Annotated in this window: 19 protein-coding genes; 5 read left to right on the forward strand and 14 right to left on the reverse strand. The window is 68.5% G+C overall.

Annotation, left to right across the window (positions count from 1 at the left end):
• The first annotated feature begins 231 nt into the window (after nucleotides 1-231).
• Nucleotides 232-1,188: a phytoene/squalene synthase family protein gene (locus tag NO931_RS16525; protein ID WP_256393460.1), complete on the forward strand. Its 957-nt coding sequence runs from the start codon at nucleotides 232-234 to the stop codon at nucleotides 1,186-1,188.
• 34 nt (nucleotides 1,189-1,222) lie between these two features.
• On the opposite strand, the gene cruF is transcribed toward NO931_RS16525, so the two are convergent.
• From cruF to crtID, 3 genes are read right to left on the reverse strand one after another with little or no spacing between them, the layout of a single operon-like run.
• The gene (gene cruF / locus NO931_RS16530) at nucleotides 1,223-2,131 is read right to left on the reverse strand and encodes a bisanhydrobacterioruberin hydratase (RefSeq protein WP_256393461.1); all 909 of its coding nucleotides are present in this window, start codon (nucleotides 2,129-2,131) and stop codon (nucleotides 1,223-1,225) included.
• A gap of 58 nt (nucleotides 2,132-2,189) precedes the next feature.
• A complete protein-coding gene (locus NO931_RS16535) occupies nucleotides 2,190-3,086 on the reverse strand; it encodes a prenyltransferase (protein WP_256393462.1) in 897 nt (298 codons plus the stop codon).
• Nucleotides 3,087-3,096: 10 nt separating this feature from the next.
• A complete protein-coding gene (gene crtID / locus NO931_RS16540) occupies nucleotides 3,097-4,581 on the reverse strand; it encodes a bifunctional phytoene desaturase/3,4-desaturase (RefSeq protein ID WP_256393463.1) in 1,485 nt (494 codons plus the stop codon).
• Between the two features lie 108 nt (nucleotides 4,582-4,689).
• Here crtID and NO931_RS16545 point away from each other — a divergent pair, with 108 nt between their 5' ends.
• Nucleotides 4,690-5,382: an SDR family NAD(P)-dependent oxidoreductase gene (locus NO931_RS16545; protein WP_256393464.1), complete on the forward strand. Its 693-nt coding sequence runs from the start codon at nucleotides 4,690-4,692 to the stop codon at nucleotides 5,380-5,382.
• Between the two features lie 26 nt (nucleotides 5,383-5,408).
• Here NO931_RS16545 and NO931_RS16550 read toward each other — a convergent pair whose 3' ends face one another.
• Together NO931_RS16550 and NO931_RS16555 are read right to left on the reverse strand one after the other, a co-directional pair.
• The gene (locus NO931_RS16550) at nucleotides 5,409-5,654 is read right to left on the reverse strand and encodes a DUF8593 domain-containing protein (RefSeq protein ID WP_256393465.1); all 246 of its coding nucleotides are present in this window, start codon (nucleotides 5,652-5,654) and stop codon (nucleotides 5,409-5,411) included.
• A 171-nt stretch (nucleotides 5,655-5,825) separates the two neighbouring features.
• Nucleotides 5,826-6,371, reverse strand: a complete 546-nt coding sequence (locus tag NO931_RS16555) for a hypothetical protein (RefSeq protein WP_375142073.1) — start codon at nucleotides 6,369-6,371, stop codon at nucleotides 5,826-5,828.
• Between the two features lie 180 nt (nucleotides 6,372-6,551).
• Here NO931_RS16555 and NO931_RS16560 point away from each other — a divergent pair, with 180 nt between their 5' ends.
• Both NO931_RS16560 and NO931_RS16565 read left to right on the forward strand, forming a co-directional pair.
• Nucleotides 6,552-6,737, forward strand: a complete 186-nt coding sequence (locus NO931_RS16560) for a DUF7501 family protein (protein ID WP_256393467.1) — start codon at nucleotides 6,552-6,554, stop codon at nucleotides 6,735-6,737.
• Complete coding sequence (locus NO931_RS16565) at nucleotides 6,734-6,964, forward strand: TrmB family transcriptional regulator (protein ID WP_256393468.1); 231 nt, start codon at nucleotides 6,734-6,736, stop codon at nucleotides 6,962-6,964. Before NO931_RS16560 ends, NO931_RS16565 begins: the two co-directional genes overlap by 4 nt.
• A gap of 225 nt (nucleotides 6,965-7,189) precedes the next feature.
• On the opposite strand, the gene ppc is transcribed toward NO931_RS16565, so the two are convergent.
• From ppc to NO931_RS16610, 9 genes are all read right to left on the reverse strand, one after another.
• Nucleotides 7,190-9,880: a phosphoenolpyruvate carboxylase gene (gene ppc, locus NO931_RS16570; protein WP_256393469.1), complete on the reverse strand. Its 2,691-nt coding sequence runs from the start codon at nucleotides 9,878-9,880 to the stop codon at nucleotides 7,190-7,192.
• 246 nt (nucleotides 9,881-10,126) lie between these two features.
• The gene (locus NO931_RS16575; RefSeq protein WP_256393470.1) at nucleotides 10,127-10,378 is read right to left on the reverse strand and encodes a HalOD1 output domain-containing protein; all 252 of its coding nucleotides are present in this window, start codon (nucleotides 10,376-10,378) and stop codon (nucleotides 10,127-10,129) included.
• Nucleotides 10,379-10,585: 207 nt separating this feature from the next.
• On the reverse strand, nucleotides 10,586-10,777 hold the full coding sequence (locus NO931_RS16580; protein ID WP_256393471.1) for a hypothetical protein: 192 nt from the start codon (nucleotides 10,775-10,777) through the stop codon (nucleotides 10,586-10,588).
• A gap of 82 nt (nucleotides 10,778-10,859) precedes the next feature.
• Nucleotides 10,860-11,189 carry a transcription factor S gene (locus NO931_RS16585; protein ID WP_097010103.1) on the reverse strand — a complete coding sequence of 110 codons (330 nt, stop codon included), beginning with the start codon at nucleotides 11,187-11,189 and terminating at the stop codon, nucleotides 10,860-10,862.
• A 178-nt stretch (nucleotides 11,190-11,367) separates the two neighbouring features.
• Nucleotides 11,368-11,925, reverse strand: a complete 558-nt coding sequence (locus NO931_RS16590; RefSeq protein WP_256393472.1) for a DUF8135 domain-containing protein — start codon at nucleotides 11,923-11,925, stop codon at nucleotides 11,368-11,370.
• The gene (locus tag NO931_RS16595; protein ID WP_256393473.1) at nucleotides 11,922-12,827 is read right to left on the reverse strand and encodes a hypothetical protein; all 906 of its coding nucleotides are present in this window, start codon (nucleotides 12,825-12,827) and stop codon (nucleotides 11,922-11,924) included. The genes NO931_RS16590 and NO931_RS16595 overlap by 4 nt, the downstream gene beginning before the upstream one ends.
• A gap of 115 nt (nucleotides 12,828-12,942) precedes the next feature.
• A complete protein-coding gene (locus NO931_RS16600) occupies nucleotides 12,943-13,776 on the reverse strand; it encodes an RAD55 family ATPase (RefSeq protein ID WP_256393474.1) in 834 nt (277 codons plus the stop codon).
• 134 nt (nucleotides 13,777-13,910) lie between these two features.
• The gene (locus NO931_RS16605) at nucleotides 13,911-16,313 is read right to left on the reverse strand and encodes a methyl-accepting chemotaxis protein (RefSeq protein ID WP_256393475.1); all 2,403 of its coding nucleotides are present in this window, start codon (nucleotides 16,311-16,313) and stop codon (nucleotides 13,911-13,913) included.
• A 186-nt stretch (nucleotides 16,314-16,499) separates the two neighbouring features.
• Entirely contained in the window at nucleotides 16,500-17,498 is a 999-nt protein-coding gene (locus tag NO931_RS16610) for a beta-ribofuranosylaminobenzene 5'-phosphate synthase family protein (RefSeq protein ID WP_256393476.1), read from the reverse strand.
• A gap of 161 nt (nucleotides 17,499-17,659) precedes the next feature.
• Here NO931_RS16610 and ilvD point away from each other — a divergent pair, with 161 nt between their 5' ends.
• Entirely contained in the window at nucleotides 17,660-19,402 is a 1,743-nt protein-coding gene (gene ilvD, locus NO931_RS16615) for a dihydroxy-acid dehydratase (protein WP_256393477.1), read from the forward strand.
• Nucleotides 19,403-19,555: the final 153 nt, after the last annotated feature.

Genomic DNA, 19,555 nt, shown 5'->3' on the forward strand with positions numbered 1-19,555 from the left:
AGGCGATGTGTGCCGGTGGCGGGAGGTAGTTGCCGAAGCCGCCGAAGGGGACGATGGACGGTTGCTGGAGGGCAAATCATCGGCGCTGGAAAGGCCCGGAAGTCGTCCGACGTCAGCCGCGCTTTTTCCGTCCGCTACACCAATCATTATACTGCAAGCGCCCCTAGAACGGTCACACATAATGTCCGAGGGCCGGGATCACCTGTCAGTCGTGCGCCGACCGGAACAGGCATGGTAGAGGACAGCCAGATCGCGCAGTCGAAAGCGATCCAGCGCCGCACCGGGCGGACGTTCCACGTAGCGACGCGGTTCCTGCCCGAACGGGTCCGCTATCCGACGTACGTGCTGTACGCGTTCTTCCGGGTGGCCGACGAGATCGTCGACGACGCCGAGGGCGTCCCGCCCGAGGAACAGGCCGCCGAACTGGAGTCGCTCCGCGCCCAGGCGCTGGGCGAGCAGGAACCGGAGGGGCCGGTGCTCGCCGCCTTCCGCGAGATCGCCGACGAGCACGGGATCTCCGACGAGGAGATCGACACCTTCCTCGACGCGATGAAGTCGGACATCGAGACGAGCCGCTACGAGCGCTACGAGGACCTGGAGACGTACATGCGCGGCTCGGCGTCGGCCGTCGGCGTGATGATGACCGAGGTGATGGATCCGAAGCGCCCCGAGGAGGCCATCCCCCACGCGGTCGCGCTGGGCGAGGCGTTCCAGATGACGAACTTCATCCGGGACGTTCGCGAGGACGTGATCGATCGCGACAGGATCTACCTGCCCGAGGAGACGCTGCTGGACAACGGGGTCCAGCCCGAACAGATCGCGCGCCTGGAGTTCTCGCCGGGCGTCGCCGACGCCGTCCGCCACGAACTCCACCGGACAGAGCAACTGTACCAGAAGGGCGTCGCGGGCATCGAGTACCTGCCCGAGGACTGCCAGTTCCCGGTCGTGCTGTCGGCCGTGCTGTACGCCGACCACCACCGGCTGATCCGGGCCTGCGAGTACGACGTGGTCAACAACGAGCCGAGCCTCTCGACGGCGCGGAAACTGTGGCTCGCCGCCCGGACGCGCTGGCACTGGCAGTGGAACAAGGATCCCGTCGCGGTGTTCCACCGGGCGAGCGCGGTGTCGCTGCCGGAGCCGCCACACTCGGGCCGCGGCGCGGTCGACGGCGTTCCCACTCCGGACTGATTCTCCGCACGCAGTACGGCCGTCAGCCGTCCCCTCAGTCGTCGGTCGGGGTCGGGCCTCGACTCGCAGCTAACCCAGCGACGTCGAACCGATCGGCGCGAACCAGCACGGCCAACAGCGCGACCGCCAGCGCGACCGGGACGTAGTTGCCGAAGTAGAGATTGACGAGCCCCCAGAGGACGCCGAAGCTGATCAGGTCGTCGAGCACGTACTCGCAGCGGTCCAGACGCTCCGCCAGGTCGTCCTGGTCGAGCGACAGGGTGAGCACCCCGACGGCGACGATTCCCGAAAGGATCCAGCCGACGTAGTTCTGCGCCGGCACGCCGTAGTAGGCGCCCGGCGTCTCCCAGCCCCAGAAGCCCAGCGCCACCGCGCCCGGATCGAGCACGAGGTCCATCCCGACGACGACACAGAGGACGGCGAGCAGGCGCGCCGCGGCGCCGAGACGCTCTCCCGACAGCAAGGTCACAAGCAGGTAGCTGTTGAGCAGGATCGGGAAGTAAAACACGGGGAGTGCGAGAGGGACGGCGCCCAGCAGCATCGGCCCCAGATCGATCAGGTACTCGAACTCGCCGTAGAGGACGCCGGTGTAGACGCCGACGAGTTCGACGCCGTAGGTGAATCCGGCGAGGACGCCGAGGCCGACCAGCGCGCGGCGGTCGACCAGCGGCAACAGCCCGCCGATCAGCGGCAGGCGCATCACCAGCACTGCGCCGAGCAGCAACAGCGGGTTGAACGCGATCCGCTGCGGAATGGCGCCCTCGGCGGCGGCGATCAGCAGGACGACGCCGACCAGCGGGAACGTGATCGCGATCGTCACCCGGTTGTCCCGGACGAGGGCGTCCAGCCGGCGCTCGATCGTCCGCCGGGTCGTCGGCCCCTCGCCGTCGCTCGTCGCGCCGATCTCACCGTCGCTCGCTGCGCCGACCTCCCCGTCGGTCATCGGCTGACACTCCGGTCGGTGGACACATCAACGCGGCGGTCGCGGCGTCGATCGGGAGTCATACCGCCAGCCCTCCGGTAAGCACCCACAGCCCGCCCATCGTCAGCTCGGCGCCGACGACGGTGTTGATCGCGGGAAACCACCAGTACGCACGGTCGACGTCGATCCCCAGAAGCGGGACGCCGACGGCGAGCAGCGGGTAGATCGCCAGCGCGGCGCCGAGCAGCGAGTCGATCGCGCCGAACGCCGCGGCCGCGAGCGTCCAGCAGACCGCGCAGTAGGCGAACGTCGCCGTCTCGCCCAGCCGCGTGGCGGTCGTCTCGATGCCAGCCCGCCGGTCGGGCTCGATGTCGGGGATCGCCGAGAACGTGTGCATCCCCATCGCCCAGAGCCAGCCGCCGGCGATCGCGAGTACCGGTGGTTGAGCGCCCGCCAGCGCGGCGTAGGCGGCGATGCCGGGAAGCACGTACAGCCCGTTCGAGATCGAGTCGAGCAGCGGCGTCGTCTTGAATCGCAGCGGCGGCGCGCTGTACTGCGAGCCCAGGATGACGAACCCGGCGATCCAGAGCTGTGCGGGGTCGGGCACCAGCGCGATCAGCAGGACGGCCACCAGCGCGCAGACGACCACGGCGTAGACGACGAAGGGCTCGCCGCCGAAGCGCGCCTCGGGCGCGTCGGCGTCTTTCTTGGGGTTCGCGGCGTCGATATCGGCGTCGTACACGTCGTTGATGCCGTACAGAAAGACGTTCGCCGGGACGAGGAAGTACGCGAACAGGGCGACGAGAACCGGCGACGCCAGATCGGAGAGTTCGCCGGCGCCGTACACCGCCCCGACCAGCACCGGCCCGGCGAGGTAGAGCCAGAAGCGCGGGCGCGAGAGGACGAAGAGGCGCCGGAGCTTCGCGCCGAGCGTGGCGTACTCGTCCGCGGCGTCGGTCTCGGTAGTCGGGATCATCGCTGTGGGGTCACTCGCCGTAGTCTTCGACGACCTTCGCGGCGGCGTGCTCGCCGCTGATGAGGCACATCGGGACGCCGATGCCGGGGTTGGTGTAGGAGCCGGCGAAGTACAGTCCGTCGACGGCGTCCGACCGGTGGTTCGGACGGAACAGCGCCGTCTGGGTGAGCGTGTGGGCCATCCCGAGCGCGGTGCCGTCGTAGCTGTTGTACCGGTCGGCGAAATCGGAGACGGTGAACGTCTCCTCGACGACGATCCGGTCACGCAGGTCGGTGCCGGTGTTCTCCCGGATGTCGTCGAGAACGACCTCGCGGTAGCGCTCGCGGGTCGCCTCGTCGTCGTCGAGGCCGGGCGCGATCGGGACGAGGGCAAAGAGGTTGCTGTGGCCCTCGGGCGCCTCGTCGTCGTCGGTTTTCGAGGGGACACAGAGGTAGTACGCCGGGTCGTCGGGCCACTCGGGATTCTCGAAGATCTCGTCGAAGTGCTGGTGCCAGTCGGTCGGCAACACCAGCGTGTGGTGGGCGAGTTCCGGCACGTCGCCCTCCACGCCGAGGTACAGCAGGAACGCCGAAGGAGCGAACGTCTTGTCGTCCCAGTAGTCGGCGTCGTGCTGGCGGTTCTGCGGGTGGAGCAGCTCCTGTTCGGTGTGGGCCATGTCGGCGTCGCTGACCACCAGATCGACCTCGTGGGCGCCCCGCTCGGTCTCGACGCGGAAGGCGTTCTCCCGGCCTTTGATCTCGGTGACGGCCTCGCCGGTCCGGTACTCGACGCCGAGTTCGTCGCCCAGTTCGACGATGCCGTCGACGACCGCGCCCATCCCGCCGTCGGGGTACCAGACGCCGAGATTAAAGTCGACGTGGCTCATCAGGTTGTACAGCGCTGGCGTGTTGGTCGGCGAGCCGCCGAGGAACACCAGCGTGTACTGGACGATCTGCTGGAGCTTGGGGTGCTCGAAGTAGTCCTCGACGTGGTCCTGCATCGAGCCGATCAGCGAGAGGCCGCGGGCGTTTTTGACGACGTTCTGATCGATCCAGTCGCGAGGCCGACTCCGGTCGGTGTAGACGAAATGTTCCATGCCGACCTCGTAGTTCTCGCGGGACTGGTCGAGATAGCGCTCCAGGGCCTCGCCGGCGCCGGGTTCGTAGGACTCGAACGTCTCCTTGTTGGCGTCGAGGTCGGGCAGCATGTCGACCCGATCGCCGTCTTTGAAGAAGATCCGATAGTGGGGGTCGAGCCGTTCGAGGTCGTAGTACTCCTCGGGGTGGCGATCGAAGTACCCGAAGAAGCGCTCGAAGGCGTCGGGCATCAGGTACCACGAGGGGCCCATGTCGAACCGGAACCCGTCGCGTTCGAGCGTGCTCGCGCGCCCGCCGAGCTGGTCGTTCTTCTCGATCAGGGTTACGTCCGCTCCGGCGTCGGCCAGGTAGCAGGCGCTGGACAGTCCGCCGAACCCGCCGCCGACGACGGCGACGGAGCGGCCCGACAGGGGTTGCATGAGCGAACGGTAGGGCGGACGAAAGTTAAAGCCAAGTAGTCCCGGCAGGGCGGACGGATCGCCGGCCACGGGGTCCGGATTTACGGCTGTTCGCGACGTAGGACCGGTATGGACGACGCAACGGCGGTCGTCACCGGAGCGACGCGGGGCATCGGGCGAGCGGTGGCCGAGGAGTTCGCGGCGGCGGGCGCACACGTCGTCTGCTGTTCGCGCGAGGCCGACGACGTGAGCGCGGTCGTCGAGGCGATCGAGACCGACGGCGGGACGGCGACCGGCATCCGCGCGGACGTCCGCGACGAGTACGACGTCGAGCGCCTGATGGGGACGGCCGCGCGAATCGGCGGCGAGATCGACGTCGTCGTCGCCTGCGCCGGCGTCTACCACGGCACGCCCGGCGAGACGCCGATCGACGGCGAGGCGTACTCGGCGTACGACGACCACCTCCGGACCAACGCCCGCGGGGTGTTCGCGACGCTTCGCGAGGCGGCGCCGCACCTCGCGCCGGAGGCTCGCGCGCTGGTGCCGACCGGGAGCGTCGCCCGTGACGGGACGCCGGGGATCGGCACCTACGCGGTGTCGAAGGCCGCCGCCGAGGCGATCGTCCGCGGATTCGCGGCGGATCTGGACCAGACGGTCGGCTGCGTCGATCCGGGACAGGTCGCGACGGGACTTTCGGGCGAGCACGGGCGCGATCCCGCGGACGTCGCGCCGATGTTCCGCTGGGCCGCCGTGGACGCGCCGGCCGAGGAGCTCGACGGGACGGTCGTGGGACTGCGCGAGTGGAAGACGGCGACGCGCTGACGCGAAAAAAGCGCTCGACGGCGGGTCTACATGTCGCTGCTGACGTGGATCTCGTCGTCGGTGATGTCCTCGATCATGTTCTCCTGGAGCGGGTACGCCTCCTCGTCGGCGTCCGCCCAGCCGAGTTTGGACTTGAGCGAGTCGGTCAGCCCCGGGTCCGGGTCGACGTGAGCGGTCCCGTGCTGAACCTCTACGACCTGACCGATCTCGTCGCCGCGGTCGTTCACTACCTTCTTCCCCTGGTCGTCGTCAGTGATGTCTGTTCGTGCCATAGTTGGATCCGGCGGACGCTCCGAAGAGATCGCCCGCCGCATCCGAATCGACCACGAGCGCACTCATAAACCGCTGCCGTGGTCGTTCGAAAAGTCTCCCTGAGTGAACTGATTACCGGGCGGTAGGACGACGCTGGGGGATGTCGACGGAACGTCCGCGGGCCCGCGGCGCTACAGCTCTCGGTCGCTGGCGGGATCGTCGAGATCCCAGAGCAACTCGGGGAGGAAGGCGTCGAGGTTGTCGATCACTCGGCGTTCGCTGACGTCCAGTCCGTCGCAGTGCTCGTGGGCCGAATCGCGGATGCCGACGTGGATCTCGCCGTCCTCGACCGAGACGGCGAGCGGGAACACCGAACAGCGCGCGGGCTTCCAGTCGTGCTCGTCGTGGAGCGCACAGAGCCCGTCGTCGCGCAGGAAGTAACACGCCTGGCCGTCCTCGCCGACGTGCTCGTCGCGCTCTTTGTCTTCTTTCCGGACGAAGTCCTGGCCGCGGAACTGCGTCGTCGTCTCGTCCAGCGGCGCGCGCTCGGCGAGTTCGTAGAAATCCTCCTCGTAGAGCAAGACGCCGTGCTGACAGCACCAGGTGCAGTCCTCGACGCACTCGAAGGTCAGGTCGGGGTCGAAGTCGACGACGACCTCCCGTCCGGGGTACACCTCCACGCGAGGCTGGTCCCCGCCCGCTGCGCCGTCGGCGTCGGCCTCGGATGACACGGGCATCTGTAGCGGACGGGGAGCAAAAAGGGACGCGCTCGCAGCCGCGGCGGAACGCCGCCTCCGATACCGACACTTGTTGCCAAACCCTTTGATGGACATAGTGTGTCATTCTAGGAGCCTAGTACGATTTTAAACATACCCCGGATAGGCTTATATGGGAAATCGCCGAATCTTCAGGTAGCCATGAACGGCACCGCACCCACCACGAACTGGACCGACCCCTCGACCTGTCCGTTTTGCGACGCCGCCCTCGCCGACCCCGGCGCGGGCTTCATCGACCACATCCACGACAGTCCCGACTGCGAGTCGGGCTTCGACCAGTGGCGCTCGAACGTCAGCGGCGACATGGGCGGAGAGTGGTCCGGATGAGCCTGGCTACGTCGGTTCAGGAGACCCGCACCGAATCGCTGCCCGAGGGCATCGAGTCCCCAACCGCGAAGCTAGTCTACCTCGCGCTCGACGCCAACGGCACCGCGACCGTCGACGAGCTCCGGAACACGCTCGATCTCCAGAAGCTGGTCCTGTTCGAGACGCTCGGGACGCTGGAGTCGAAAGGGCTCGTCGCCGCCGACGGGCGCTACTACCTGACGACGTAGGCGAGTCGACGACGGGTCGCGATCTGCGGATCTGCCGGCCGCCGCGGCCGGGCTGCCGTTCTCTTCGTTCGTTTTTCCGACGCGCTGTCGGCGGTGATCGTCACCGCGCTCGCCGAACTCCCGGGCGCACGCTTATGAAGCCGCTTTCAGAGGACACGCGCATAGCAGACAAAAGACCGGACGACGCCGCCGCGGCGTCCCGACGCAAAAACGAGGGCTACGAGATTATCCGGTGTTCTTCATGCCCGCCGCGATGCCCTTGACCGTCAGGCGCAGCGTCTGTTCCTCCAGATCCGTCCGGTGGGTCTGTTTGAGCAGGTGCGTCTGGAGCAGGTTCAGGGGGTCGACGTAGGGGTTGCGCCGCTCTAAGCTCTCGCGGAGCCACTCGCGGTCGATCGGGTGGTCGCGACCGGTGATCTCGACGACGTGGTCGACCGCGCGCTCGTACTCGTCGGTGACCCGCGGGAAGAACTGCTCGCGCAGGTCGTCGGTCGCCAGATCGGCGTACTCGGCGGCGATCTCCATGTCGGTGCGCCCGATCGCCATCGCGGCGTTGTCGAGCTTCGTGCGGAAGAACGGCCACTCCTCGTACATGTCCTGGAGCGTCTCGACGTCGCCGCCGTCGTCGAGGTACGCCTCGATGCCGGTCGCGAGCGCGTACCAGCCCGGCAGGATACACCGGGACTGGGTCCACGAGAACACCCACGGGATCGCGCGCAGGTCCTCGACGTTGCGCTCGCCCGAGCGCGAGGCCGGGCGCGAACCCATGTTGAGGTTCTCGATCACCGTGATCGGCGTCGCCTCCTCGAAGTACTGGACGAACCCGTCGGTTTCGAGCAGATCGCGGTACTCGTCGCGGGCGGCGTCGGCCATGGTGTCCATGACGTCGAACCACTCCTCTGGCACGTCCTCGACGGGCTGCTCCATCGAGCGCTTGCGCGACCGGAGCTGGGCGTTGAGCATCTGCTCGACGTTGCGCTCGGCGATGCGCTGGTTGCCGTACTTCTCGGCGATCGCCTCGCCCTGCTCGGTGAACTTGACCTGCCCGGTGACCGTGGAGTTGGGCAGGGAGAGCAGGGCGTCGTTCATCGGGCCGCCGCCCCGCGAGATCGAGCCGCCGCGGCCGTGGAACAGCCGCATCGTCACGTCGAAGTCGTCGCAGATCTCGGCGAGACGCCGCTGGTTCTTGTACAGCGACCAGTTGGCGGCGAGGAACCCGTTCTCCTTGTTGGAGTCGGAGTAGCCCAGCATGATCTCCTGGGTCTCGTTCCGGGCCTCGAGGGCCATCTCGTAGGCCTCGTTCTCGTAGAGCGTGCCCATGATCCGGCGGGCGCCCGACAGCGCGCTCTCGGTTTCGAGCAGCGGGACGATGTCGAGCCCGCAGTGGCCGGGCAGCTCGACCACGTCGGCCTGGTCGGCCAGGAACAGCACTTCCATGACGTGGCTGGGCTCCTCTGTCATCGAGATGGCGTACGTGTCGATCGCCTCGATGCCGAACTCCTCCTGCCAGTCGGCCAGCCGGTCGAACCGTTCGAGGACGCGCGCGGCGTCGTCGGAGACGTCGGACTGGTCTTCGAGGTCGATGACGCGCTCGTCCTGCAACACGGCGTCGGTCAGCGTCTCCATGCGCTCCTGTTCGTCCATCGACTCGTAGTCGATGCCCTCGCGGGCCAGCGCCTCCGAGACCGCCGCGGTGTGCATCTGCTGGTGGTCGCGCAGGTCCAGACTGGCGAGACTGAAGCCGAAGGTGTCGACCTTGCGGGCCAGCGGGTCGATGTGAGCTTCCGCGACCGAATCGGCGCCGTTCGCGCGCAGGCTCTGGGCGAGTACGTCGAGGTCGTCCTGCAGTTCGGCGATGTCGTCGTAGCCGCCGGGGCGGACGTCACCGACCCGGCGCAGGCGCTCGCGCATCAGCTTGAGCTTCTGGCGGTACGGCTCGTCGGGGTAGCGCTCCTCGACCTCCTCGGCGAGGCCGGGCAGGCGATCGAAGTCGGCGGCGAGCGACTTCTCGAATCGCTCGCCGACCTCGATGCGGGCGCCGTCCTGACTCAGGACGCCCGAAAGGCGCTTGAGTTCGCCGGCGTACCGGTCGAGGACGACTGCACGCTGGCGCTCCAGGGTGGTCTCGGTGACTTCCGGCGTCACGAAGGGGTTGCCGTCGCGGTCGCTGCCGGCCCACGAGCGGAACTCGAACAGCTTCGAGATATCCAGATCGTCGTCGAACTCGTCGACGAGCGCGTCCTCGAGCTCGTCGTACACTTCGCCGACGATGTCGAACAGGGTGTTTTCGAGGTACCACTGCACGTTGCGCGCCTCGTCCTCGGGCTCGGGCCGGCGGTTCCGGACCTGCGGCGTCTGCCAGAGGCTGGTGACCTCGGCGTCGATGTCGCGCTCGACCTGGCCCTGCTCCTTGCTGGTGAGCCGGCGCTCGTCGAGCGTCTCGAGGTGGTTCGACACCGAACGCAGCTTCGACTTGACGGTCTTGCGTCGCGCTTCGGTCGGGTGAGCCGTGAACGTCGGCTCGATGAGAACGTCGTCGAGGACCTGCTGAGCGTCCTCGACGTCCATCTCGGCCAGCTCCTCGGCGGCCGTCTCCAGACTGTCGTCGAGGGTCCCCTCGTGAGAGCCCGTCCGAATGGCGCGGACGCGCTCGCGCTCCTCGGCGAGGTTGATCAGCTCGAAGTACGTCGTGAACGCCCGCGCCACGATGCTCTCTCGGTCGGGCGTCAGCCCGTTGAGCTCGTCGTGGAGCGGCTGACGCGAGTCGAGCTCGCCGTCCCGGTAGTCGATCGCGGACGTTCGGAGCGTCTCGACGGTCTCGAACGCCGACCGCGAGGTCTGGTCCTCCAGCACGTCCCCGAGCAGGGCGCCGAGTTCGCGCACGTCCTGGCGGACGTCCCTGTCGTGTAATCGCATATCTCCCGAATATAACCCCTGCGGCTAAAACTCTCCGGAACGTCACCGGATGCGCCGGGTTCAACGGTCGATCGTGACGGATTTCGATCCGTGCGGGGACGCGCCGTCACGAGTAACATCCGGTTAGCGATCGGAACGGAGGCAGCCGTCATCGCGTAACGGCACCTTACGGGAGAATACGAAGACGCCGCGGTCGCACGGCCTCAGCCGCTGCTCGGGCGCGGGGCGCCGACGCCCGCTCGAAGCTCAAAACCCTTCGTCGACAGTCACGCGCCCGCCCTCGCGGACGGTGACCGTCTTGTCGTCGTACTCGAAGACGACTCGCAGGTCGCTGTCGGATCGCCGGAACAGCGCCCCGAGAGCATCCGGGTCCAGCGTCGAGTACAGCGGCGGAAGATCCGATATACGCCGGTCGTCCGCGTCCGCGACGCCTTCGAGAACTCGGAGCGCGATCTCGTCGCCGCGTCGGTCGACGTTCGTTCGGCCTGACCAGTCCATTGGCCGCGATTGTAGGGCTAGCGGCATAAATTGCGAACTCCGTTCAACGATCACCGACCGGAACCGTTCGCCGCCGGGAGTGCTCTGCGCGGGCCTACCGAACGGAGCGCCGATGGTCGCTGCGTGCTACCGGGCCCCAATTCGACCTTACGGAGCGAAATTCGACGGTGACTCGCCGGTCGGTTCTCGGCGGCGACGACGCCTCAGCTACAGGCGCTTGCGGAGCGCCGCTTCGGCGTCGTCCAGCAGTTTCTGTGCTTTTTCGAGCGCTCGCTCCGTCGTTCCGGACGCGTCGCGCCTCGCCGACTCCAGTTCGTGTCGCAACTCGTCCGCAGCGGAGCCGACCGCGTCGGCCGCACGGCTCGCGTCGCCACTTTCGGAACTGGTTTCGGTAGACATTGCGATCGTGGTGTTACGTCTGTCGACTGAAAAATCTGGTGGCGGTCGCGGCCGATCGACGGACGGTACGGCGTCGCGACGCTCAGTTGTACTCCCGCCAGCGGTGGCCACACTCCTTGCACTTGAAAAATCGCGTCGGCGGCTCGTCGGCCGAGCCGGTCTGCTTGATCGTGTACCAGGCGACGCCGTGCCCGCACTCGTCGCAGTGGACGTCGTCGCTGGTGGGCTTGCCCTCGAACTCGGCGCCTTCCTCGGTCTCGATCAGTTCGTCGCCGCTCTGGGCCTCCGTCGAGACGAACGACTCGGCGAGATCGTCGTCGCGCTCGGTCGTGGCGCCGCAGTCGTCGTTCGTACAGACCATCTCGCCGTCGACTGACTTCATCATCGAGCCGCAGGCGTCGCAAAACTGCATGTCTCCGGCTACGAGCGGCGCGAGGAAAAGCGGCCCGCTCTCGGATCGGTCCTGAAGAGATGCCGATGAGCGAGACTCATCGAACCCTGATTCGACGACCGCTCGTCAGGACGCCGATGAGCGGACTCATCGAACCCTGACTCGACGACCGCTCGTCAGGACGCCGACGCGCGGTCGGCTACAGGTCGCCCAGCCGCTCCTCCTCGGCGACCTTCGGGCAGTTGCGAACCCGGAACCGCTCCGTGTCGACCAGTTCGAGGATCTCCGTGCCCTCGTGGCCGCAGCCGACCGCCGGCGGCTCGGAGAAGAACTCGCACTGCTGGCAGAAACTCGCCTTCGAGACGACTCGCTCCTCGGTCTCGACGCCCGCCTGCTCGTCGTCGACGCCGTCGGACTCGACTTGCTCCCAGACGGCGTCGACGTCGAGGTCCGCGACCTCCTGGCTGGTGAAGACGTCGTCGAGGTCGGCGGCGTCGGCATTGTCGGCGGCGTCGCGGCGCCGCTCGACGTCGGCGGCCAGCTCGCCGAGCGGTCCCTCGCGGCCAGTGTCGCCCGGCAGCGCCGACGGTTCGCGATCGGTGTCGGCGTCAAGTCGGGGGTGACGCTCGGCATCGTCGCCTTCCTCGCCGCTGTCGGACGGGTGGTCACCGACGTCCGCGGCCAGATCGGCCAGCGGCTCCTCGGGGAGGTCGTCCGCCGGAGTGTCGCCGTCATCGTCGCGCTCCTCGTCGGTCACCGTTCACCTCCCCCGGTCCGCTTTCCTCCGTCTGCTTGCGCCCACTCGATCCCGTCGGGCACGTCGCGGTCCTCCTCGACGATCGCTTCGAGATCGGCGTCGAGGTCCGGTGCGTCGCCGCCGGTCAGCGCCGGCGCATCGCCCGTCTCCAGCACGTTCGGCTTCAGGAACCGCGATCCGGGCCGGACGTCGGTGAACTGGGTCGCGCAGTGGGGACACTCCGGCGCCGTCAGCAGCGCCACGTCGATCGATGCCTCGCAGGCGTCACACTCCGCCGTGCGGACGCCGTACTGGGACGCCGCGTGCTTGAGTTCCTCGACGCCCTCGCGGCGCGCTCGATCGGCGGCGATCCGCCGGAGTTCGCCGCGGAGTTCGATCACGGCCCGCGCGAGCGTGTCCGTTCGCTCGCGGAGCGAATCGGTCTCGTCGGTCAGGTACTGCAGAATGTCCTCGTAGTTCTCGAAGCCGGTCTCGACCTGTGTCTCGACGTCCTCGACGGCGTCGTCGAGCGCCGCCACGCGCTCGGCGGCGTCGGCCGCCCGCTGTTCGACGTCGTCGACGCGGGCGGCCAGTTCGGGGTGGTCGTGGTCCTCGGGCGCTTTCCGGTCGGTCTCGCGCTTGACCTGGATGACGCGCTTACGGACGTCCTCGATGAGCCCCGTGAACTCCTCGTCGAGGTCCGCGAGGCGCTCGTCGAGGTCGTCCTCGGAGACGCCGTCGCCTGACGGCGTCGGCTCCGTCGGACCGTCGCCGGTCGCGAGTTCGTGGTGCGCCGCGAGCAATCGGCGGGCGACCTCGTCGGCGCCCTCTCCGTCGCTCGTCGCACGCTCGTCGAGCCACTCGCGCACGTCCTCGGAGAGATCGATCGAGACCTCTCGGGTCGCCGACTCGTCGCTCGCCATTCGTACCGTTTTGGACAAGAACGATCTTAAGGGTTCGGGGCACCCGTCGTCCGTTGCCGGCGAAAATGTTCACGTTTCGTGACACATCTGTCGGGCGAGCGCGACGAACGGTCGATCAACGGATCTTGCGCACGTCGCTGATGTCGAACCCGCTGTCGGTGATGTCGGTCTCGAACTGGACGATGTTTTCGGCCTCCAGTCGCGAGAGGACGCCGCGGAACTGCTTGACGACCATCGTTCGGTCGCGCTCGCTGCCGCCGCTGGCCCACTCGAACAGCATGGCGCCGTCGGTCGCCTCCATCAGCCGGCCGAGTTGGGTGTCCGTGATGGAGTCGATCGAGACCAAAAGCAGGATCAGGCCGCCCCAGCGGTTCGAGGCCCGCTTGAGCCCCTTCAGCAGCATCGGAACGTCGTCCCACTGTACTTCCTCGGAGAGGCTGAGCAGGTCGGTGATCGAGTCGATCACGACAAGGCTGTCCGCGGCGTTGTCGTTGAGATAGTCACCCAGCGCGTCGAGCACGTCCTTGCGGTCGTGCTCGTCGCCGAGCGACGTGATGCTCCGGGTCCGCTCGGAGTACCACTCCGGGGGCACCTGGCTGAGCTGGAAGTACTCCGCCGAGAGGTCGAGAAACTCCATCGGCCCGGTGCCGGCCTCGACGAGATCCCGCTCCATCGTGTAGCGCATCTCCTCGACCAGTGCGGACTCGCTGGCGGTAAAGGAGAGGTAGCGGATGTCCTCGGGGAGCCGCGAGCGATCGTCGAGGTCGCCGTAGTAGAGGTCGAACTGCTCTGCATCCGCGCGGGCGAGCCCGTTCATCACCGCGCTCGTGTAGGCGAACTCCCGGCCGCCGGCACCGACCTCGCCGGCCAGCAGGACGACGCTGCCCGGCGGCGCGCCGCCGCCGATCATCGAGTCCAGGCGGGAGATGCCGAACGGAACGCGAGCCATACCTCGACGTGGGACCGCGGTAGGTTATCCTTTGTGGGTGAAACGGCGCCGACCTCGTCGGGTCAGACGCCGCGTCGACGCCGAAGCACGGTCGTCGTCGCTGCCGGGCTTCGGTCGGTCGTCGACGCCGAAGCTCAGTCGGTCGTCGACGCCGGAAGAGCGTGACCGTCCGAATCGTCGTCCGAGCCGTCGGCGTCGTCCGCCGCGGCGTCGTCGGCGTCCGGGAACTCGAACGCGGCGTCCTCTACGGTGGCGGTATCCTCGACCGTGACGTCCTCCAGCTGCCCGTCCCCGACATCGGCGTCCGCGGTCGCCTCGAACCGGTCCAGCGCCGTCCGCAGCCGGTCGGCCCGATCGGCGAGCCCGGAGGCGTTCTCGGCGACCTCGGACATCGTCGAAGTCTGTTCCTCGGCGGCGGCCGCGACTGTCTCGGCCTCCACCGTCGTCTGCTCGCTGACCGTCGCCGCCTCGCCGACCATCGAAACGACTTCTTCGGTCGTCGCTGCCTGCTGGCTCGTCGCCGCGCGGATCTCCTGAACGCCCTCGTTGGTCGCCTCGGCGTACTCGGCGATGCCGTCCAGCGCGTCGGCGGCGTCCCGAACCGTCGCCGCACTGTCGCGGATGTCGTCGCCCGCGGTCCGGACCTCGGTGGCGGTCGCCTCGGTCTGGTCGCGGATCGCCTCGATCCGCGCCTCGATCTCCTCGGCGGCATCCTTGGTCTCGTCGGCGAGCGATCGGACCTCGTCGGCGACGACGCCGAAGCCCTCGCGGTCGCCGGCCTCGGACTCGCGCGCGGCCTCGATGCTGGCGTTGAGCGCGACCATGTTGGTCTGGTCGGCCATCTCCGTGATCAGTTCGACGACCTCCTCGATCGCCTCCATCTGGGTCTGCAGATCGTCGATGGCGTCGACCGCCTCGCGCGATGAGTGCTCGATGGCGTCCATCTCCTCGATGGCGTCCTCCGCGGCGCCCCGGCCCTCGCGACCCGTCTCGGCCGTCCGCTCGGCGAGGTCGGCGACGTCGTCCGCGGACGCGGCGACCTGCTCGACGGACGCGGCGAGGGTCTGCATCTCCGCCGAAACGGTCCGGTACTGCTCGTGCTGGCGTTCGGCGCCCTCCGAAATTTCCTGGACCGACGCGGTGACCCGTTCGGAGGCCTCCCGAACGTCGTGGGCGCCGGCGGTCACCTGATCGCTGCGGACCGCGACGTCCTCGGCGAACCGGGCGACGCCCGCGATCGTCGTCTCCAGCTGGTCGAGCATCGCGTTGAACTCGCGGCCGACCGTCGCCATCGCCTCGCTCTCGTCGTCGGGATCGATCCGGCGAGTGAGATCTCCTTCCGCGCAGTCGGACATCACGTCGCCGTACTGGTCGGCGGTCGCTTCGAGGTGCTCGGCGAACTGCTCGGACTCGGCGCGCCGGCGATCGGCGTCGCGCCGGGCTTGCTGTGCCTCCTCGATCCTGTCGCCCAGCGAGTCACGCATGCTCGCGAAGCTGTCGTAGAGACGGCCGAACTCGTCGGATCGATGGGTCTCCAGTTCTACGTCGAGGTCGCCGTCTTCCAGTTCACCGGCGCGCTGGGCCAGATCGCGGACCGACCGGACGGTGTTGCGGCCGATGGTGAGGCCGATCGCGACGGCGCCGCCGGCCGCGACGAGCAACATCGCGAGCACGCCCCGCGAGATGTCGCTCTGGAGCGAGTACGCCGTCGCCGTCGGAACGCTGGCGGTCGTCACCCAGTCGGCCTCCGTCGTCGCGGCGTAGCCGACCGCCTGTTCCGTTCCGTCGCCGTCGGTCGCCGTGAGAAAGCCCTGCGAGTCGGATCCGGGGGTGACGTCGGCGTCGTCGAGAATCCGCGACTCGTCGAGCGAGAGCACGACCGTCCCCGACCCGTTGACGACGGTCGTCTCGCCGTCCGAGCGCCGCTGGAGCGTTTCGGTAGACATCTGCCGGACGTCGACGACCGAGACGACTGCGCGGTGCTCGTCGGTTTCGACGTTGCCGACGAACAGGAACACCGGCGACCCGTCCGCCGCGGCGCGGAACACGTTCGAGCGGGCGACCGTCGCCGTGGTGACCGTCGTGCTCTGGTCGTTGAGCGAGCGCACGCGCTCGTGACTGGCCGGGCGCAGGGAGCCGCCCTCGGCGATCAGCCCGTGACCGTACACCTCCAGAACCTCGCCGGACGTGACGTTCACGTGATAGACGCCCCTGATGCTGGCGTGCTGGTCGACGGTGGTCGCCATGCGCGCCTGGATCTCGTCCTCGTCGTCGATGCGCAGCGAGTGAGAACTCGCGAGTTTGGACTGCTGGAACTGGGTGTCTTCGAGCCACTGATCGACCTGCCGGGCGTCGCTCGCGGCTGCGGTCTCCAGCTCCTGTTGGGTGTCCTCCTGCAGGACGGTCCCGGTGTGGGCGTACACGACGCCGCCGACGGCGCCGACGAGCAGGATCACCGCGGCGAGCGCGATCCCGAACTTCGCAGCGTAGCTGTTCCGCACCGCACCGGGGAGGTGGTTTCGCACCCGTCGTTTCATCGAGTCGACGACGGCAGCATACCTTACTTATACTTTATATTTTTAGAACGTTGATAGATGTAGCGCTCCCACGAACTACGTACCGGGCTGTACCGAATCGCCGGTTCTGCCGGGCATCGAAGCCACCGGAGGGGCGTCGGCGTCGCGACGCCGTCGCCGGGTCGCCGTCGGATTGCTGCCCCGGCGTCACCGCTCGATCGTCGCGCCCGCGTTGCGGACGCCGGCGACCAGTACTCGACCGTCCACGCCGGCGGCGTCGAGCGCGTCCCGCGCTGCGTCCCGGGCGCGGTCCGCCGACGATCGGTCGGTCAGTCCGTACACCGTCGGTCCCCACGAAGACTGCCCGACGCCGGAGACGACGGGATGTTCGCCCAGTTCCTCGACGATCCGGCCGACCGGCGGGCGGAACACGCCGCCCTGCGCGTCGGTGTACCAGGCCCCGTTGAGCCGCCCGATCTCGGCGACGGCGCCGCCGAACGCCTCGCGGCGCCCGGCCGCGGCGGCGGGCAGGAGCCGCCGCGTGAGGACGGCGCTGATCTCGTCGGACAGCGTCGGATCGGCGCCCTCGACGACCGAGCGCATGCTGGCGTCCTCGTCGTCGCCGCTCCGCCCGGGGTCGGCGTCCGGCAGGACGAGCACGAACCGCCAGTCGTCGGGCAGGTCGTGGCGGGCAGTCACGGGCGGAACGGCCCACTCGCCGTCAGCCGGCCGGGCGGTCGTGAACTGGCTCGTGGGGTGGCCGCCGTCGACGACGAACCCGCCGCGCTCGAAGCCGGCGACGCCGACGCCGCTGCGGCCGCCGCGACCGAGTCCCGGCGCCGCCCCGCGCACGTCGACCTCCCGACCGTGGGCCGCCGCGACGGCGGCGTACACCGCGAGCGCGAACTGCGTGCCGCTGCCGAGGCCGACGTGGCGCGGGAACCGCTCGTGGACCGTCACCGCGGCGCCGGGAACGTCGAGCAGTTCGACCGCGCGGCGGGCGTACTCGCGGGCGAGATCGCTCTCGTCGCCCCGAGCGTCGGCGTCGTCCACGACGTCGATGCCGCCGGCCGGCCGGGCTCGCACGACGAACGACGGGCCGTCCAGTGCGACGCCGACGCCGCCGTAGAGGCGCTGGTGGGCCAGCGAGAGGTTCTGAAATCCGAAGTGGAGTCGAGCGGTCGCCTCGACTCGCGCGTCAGTCATGGGCCGACGTAGGGAGGCGCCCGAAAAGGGGGTTTCGACGGTGGCAACGAGCGAGCGTCGTCGAAGGAGCGTCAGCACAGGCCGCGGTGTGGCGCTCGATCCGGATTCGGGTACACGTTCGTGTGAAGTGACTTAAGGTGACGGAGCAGAATTTACACGACATGAGCCAGCAGGAAGAGCAACAGCGGACCGAGAAGGACCCCGACCTCCGGAGCACGGAGGTCACGGAGGGGTTCGAGAAAGCGCCCCACCGGGCGATGTTCCGCGCGATGGGCTACGACGACGAGGACCTGGCGGCGCCGATGGTCGGCGTCGCGAACCCGGCGGCGGACATCACGCCGTGTAACGTCCACCTCGACGACGTCGCCGACAGCGCCTACGAGGCGATCGACGCCGCCGACGGGATGCCGATCGAGTTCGGCACGATCACGATCTCGGACGCCATCTCGATGGGGACCGAGGGGATGAAGGCGTCGCTGACCTCCCGGGAAGTCATCGCCGACTCGGTCGAGCTCGTTGCCTTCGGCGAGCGCATGGACGGCATCGTCGCGCTGGGCGGCTGCGACAAGAACATGCCCGGAATGATGATGGCGATGATCCGCACGGATCTGCCCTCCGTGTTCCTCTACGGCGGGTCGATCATGCCCGGCGAGCACGAGGGCCGCGAGATCACCGTCCAGAACGTGTTCGAGGGCGTCGGGTCGGTCGCGCAGGGCGAGATGAGCGAGGACGAACTCGAGGAGATGGAGCACAACGCCTGCCCCGGCGCCGGCTCCTGCGGCGGGATGTTCACCGCCAACACGATGGCGTCGGTCGCCGAGGCGCTCGGCCTGGCGCCGCTGGGCGCCGCCGGCCCGCCCGCGGAACACGAGGACCGCTACGAGGTCGCCGAGCGCGCCGGCGAACTCGCCGTCGACGCGATCGAGAACGATCGCAAGCCCAGCGACATCCTCACCAAGGAGTCCTTCGAGAACGCGATCGCGCTGCAGGTCGCGATCGGCGGCTCGACCAACGCGGTGCTGCACCTGCTCGCGCTGGCCGCCGAGGCCGGCATCGACCTCTCGATCGAGGAGTTCGACGAGATCAGCCAGCGCACGCCCAAGATCGCCGACCTCCAGCCCGGCGGCACGCGCGTCATGAACGACCTCTACGAGATCGGCGGCGTCCCGGTCGTCCTCCGGCGCCTGCTCGACGCCGGCCTGCTCCACGGCGACCAGCTCACGATCACCGGCCGGACGCTCGCCGAGGAGCTCGAACACCTCGAACAGCAGGGCGCCCTGCCGGACGACGACGAGATCGAGGCCGACTTCCTCTACACCGTCGACGACCCGAAAAACGAGGAGGGCGCGATCCGTATCCTCACCGGCAATCTCGCGCCCGGCGGCTCGGTGCTGAAGATCACGGCCGACGACGACCTCCACCACGAGGGCCCCGTCCGCGTGTTCGAGGGTGAGGAAGCCGCGATGAAGTACGTCCAGGAGGGCAACATCGAGTCCGGCGACGTCATCGTCATCCGGAACGAGGGGCCCCGCGGCGGTCCCGGCATGCGCGAGATGCTCGGCGTCACCTCCGCACGAGACGGTCAGGGCCACTCCGACGACGTGGCGCTCATCACTGACGGGCGTTTCTCCGGCGCGACGCGCGGGCTCTCGATCGGTCACGTCGCCCCCGAGGCGTTCACCGGCGGCCCGATCGGCGCGCTCGAAGACGGCGACGTGATCACGATCGACGTCGCCGACCGGACGCTGGAAGTCGACCTCTCCGACGAGGAGATCGAGCGCCGCCTCGACGAGCGCGACGAGCCCGAGCCCAACTACACGACCGGCGTGATGGCGAAGTACGGCCAGACGTTCGGCTCCGCGGAGAACGGCGCCGTGACGAACCCCGGCGCCAAGCAGGACTGAGTCGGTCCAAAGCGTCCGGCGGCGACGCCGCCGGTTCACCGTGAGTGAGCGAAGTGAACGAGCGGTTTTTTGGCCCAGATTTTTGCGGTGAGTGGTGCCCGAACGAAGTGAGGGCACCCGAACCGGAAAAAGGTGGTACTGAACCCCGGCGCC

It is taken from the genome of Natronoarchaeum rubrum (genome assembly GCF_024494695.1).

Coding starts and splice junctions, on each gene's coding strand:
- NO931_RS16535 (WP_256393462.1), bottom strand. CDS start 3,086: ATGATCCCGACTACCGAGACCGACGCCGCGGACGAGTACGCCACGCTC.
- NO931_RS16610 (WP_256393476.1), bottom strand. CDS start 17,498: ATGACTGACGCGCGAGTCGAGGCGACCGCTCGACTCCACTTCGGATTT.
- NO931_RS16545 (WP_256393464.1), top strand. CDS start 4,690: ATGGACGACGCAACGGCGGTCGTCACCGGAGCGACGCGGGGCATCGGG.
- NO931_RS16565 (WP_256393468.1), top strand. CDS start 6,734: ATGAGCCTGGCTACGTCGGTTCAGGAGACCCGCACCGAATCGCTGCCC.
- ilvD (WP_256393477.1), top strand. CDS start 17,660: ATGAGCCAGCAGGAAGAGCAACAGCGGACCGAGAAGGACCCCGACCTC.
- NO931_RS16595 (WP_256393473.1), bottom strand. CDS start 12,827: ATGGCGAGCGACGAGTCGGCGACCCGAGAGGTCTCGATCGATCTCTCC.
- NO931_RS16600 (WP_256393474.1), bottom strand. CDS start 13,776: ATGGCTCGCGTTCCGTTCGGCATCTCCCGCCTGGACTCGATGATCGGC.
- NO931_RS16580 (WP_256393471.1), bottom strand. CDS start 10,777: ATGTCTACCGAAACCAGTTCCGAAAGTGGCGACGCGAGCCGTGCGGCC.
- crtID (WP_256393463.1), bottom strand. CDS start 4,581: ATGCAACCCCTGTCGGGCCGCTCCGTCGCCGTCGTCGGCGGCGGGTTC.
- NO931_RS16585 (WP_097010103.1), bottom strand. CDS start 11,189: ATGCAGTTTTGCGACGCCTGCGGCTCGATGATGAAGTCAGTCGACGGC.
- ppc (WP_256393469.1), bottom strand. CDS start 9,880: ATGCGATTACACGACAGGGACGTCCGCCAGGACGTGCGCGAACTCGGC.
- NO931_RS16555 (WP_375142073.1), bottom strand. CDS start 6,371: ATGCCCGTGTCATCCGAGGCCGACGCCGACGGCGCAGCGGGCGGGGAC.
- NO931_RS16525 (WP_256393460.1), top strand. CDS start 232: ATGGTAGAGGACAGCCAGATCGCGCAGTCGAAAGCGATCCAGCGCCGC.
- NO931_RS16575 (WP_256393470.1), bottom strand. CDS start 10,378: ATGGACTGGTCAGGCCGAACGAACGTCGACCGACGCGGCGACGAGATC.
- cruF (WP_256393461.1), bottom strand. CDS start 2,131: ATGACCGACGGGGAGGTCGGCGCAGCGAGCGACGGTGAGATCGGCGCG.
- NO931_RS16560 (WP_256393467.1), top strand. CDS start 6,552: ATGAACGGCACCGCACCCACCACGAACTGGACCGACCCCTCGACCTGT.
- NO931_RS16550 (WP_256393465.1), bottom strand. CDS start 5,654: ATGGCACGAACAGACATCACTGACGACGACCAGGGGAAGAAGGTAGTG.
- NO931_RS16605 (WP_256393475.1), bottom strand. CDS start 16,313: ATGAAACGACGGGTGCGAAACCACCTCCCCGGTGCGGTGCGGAACAGC.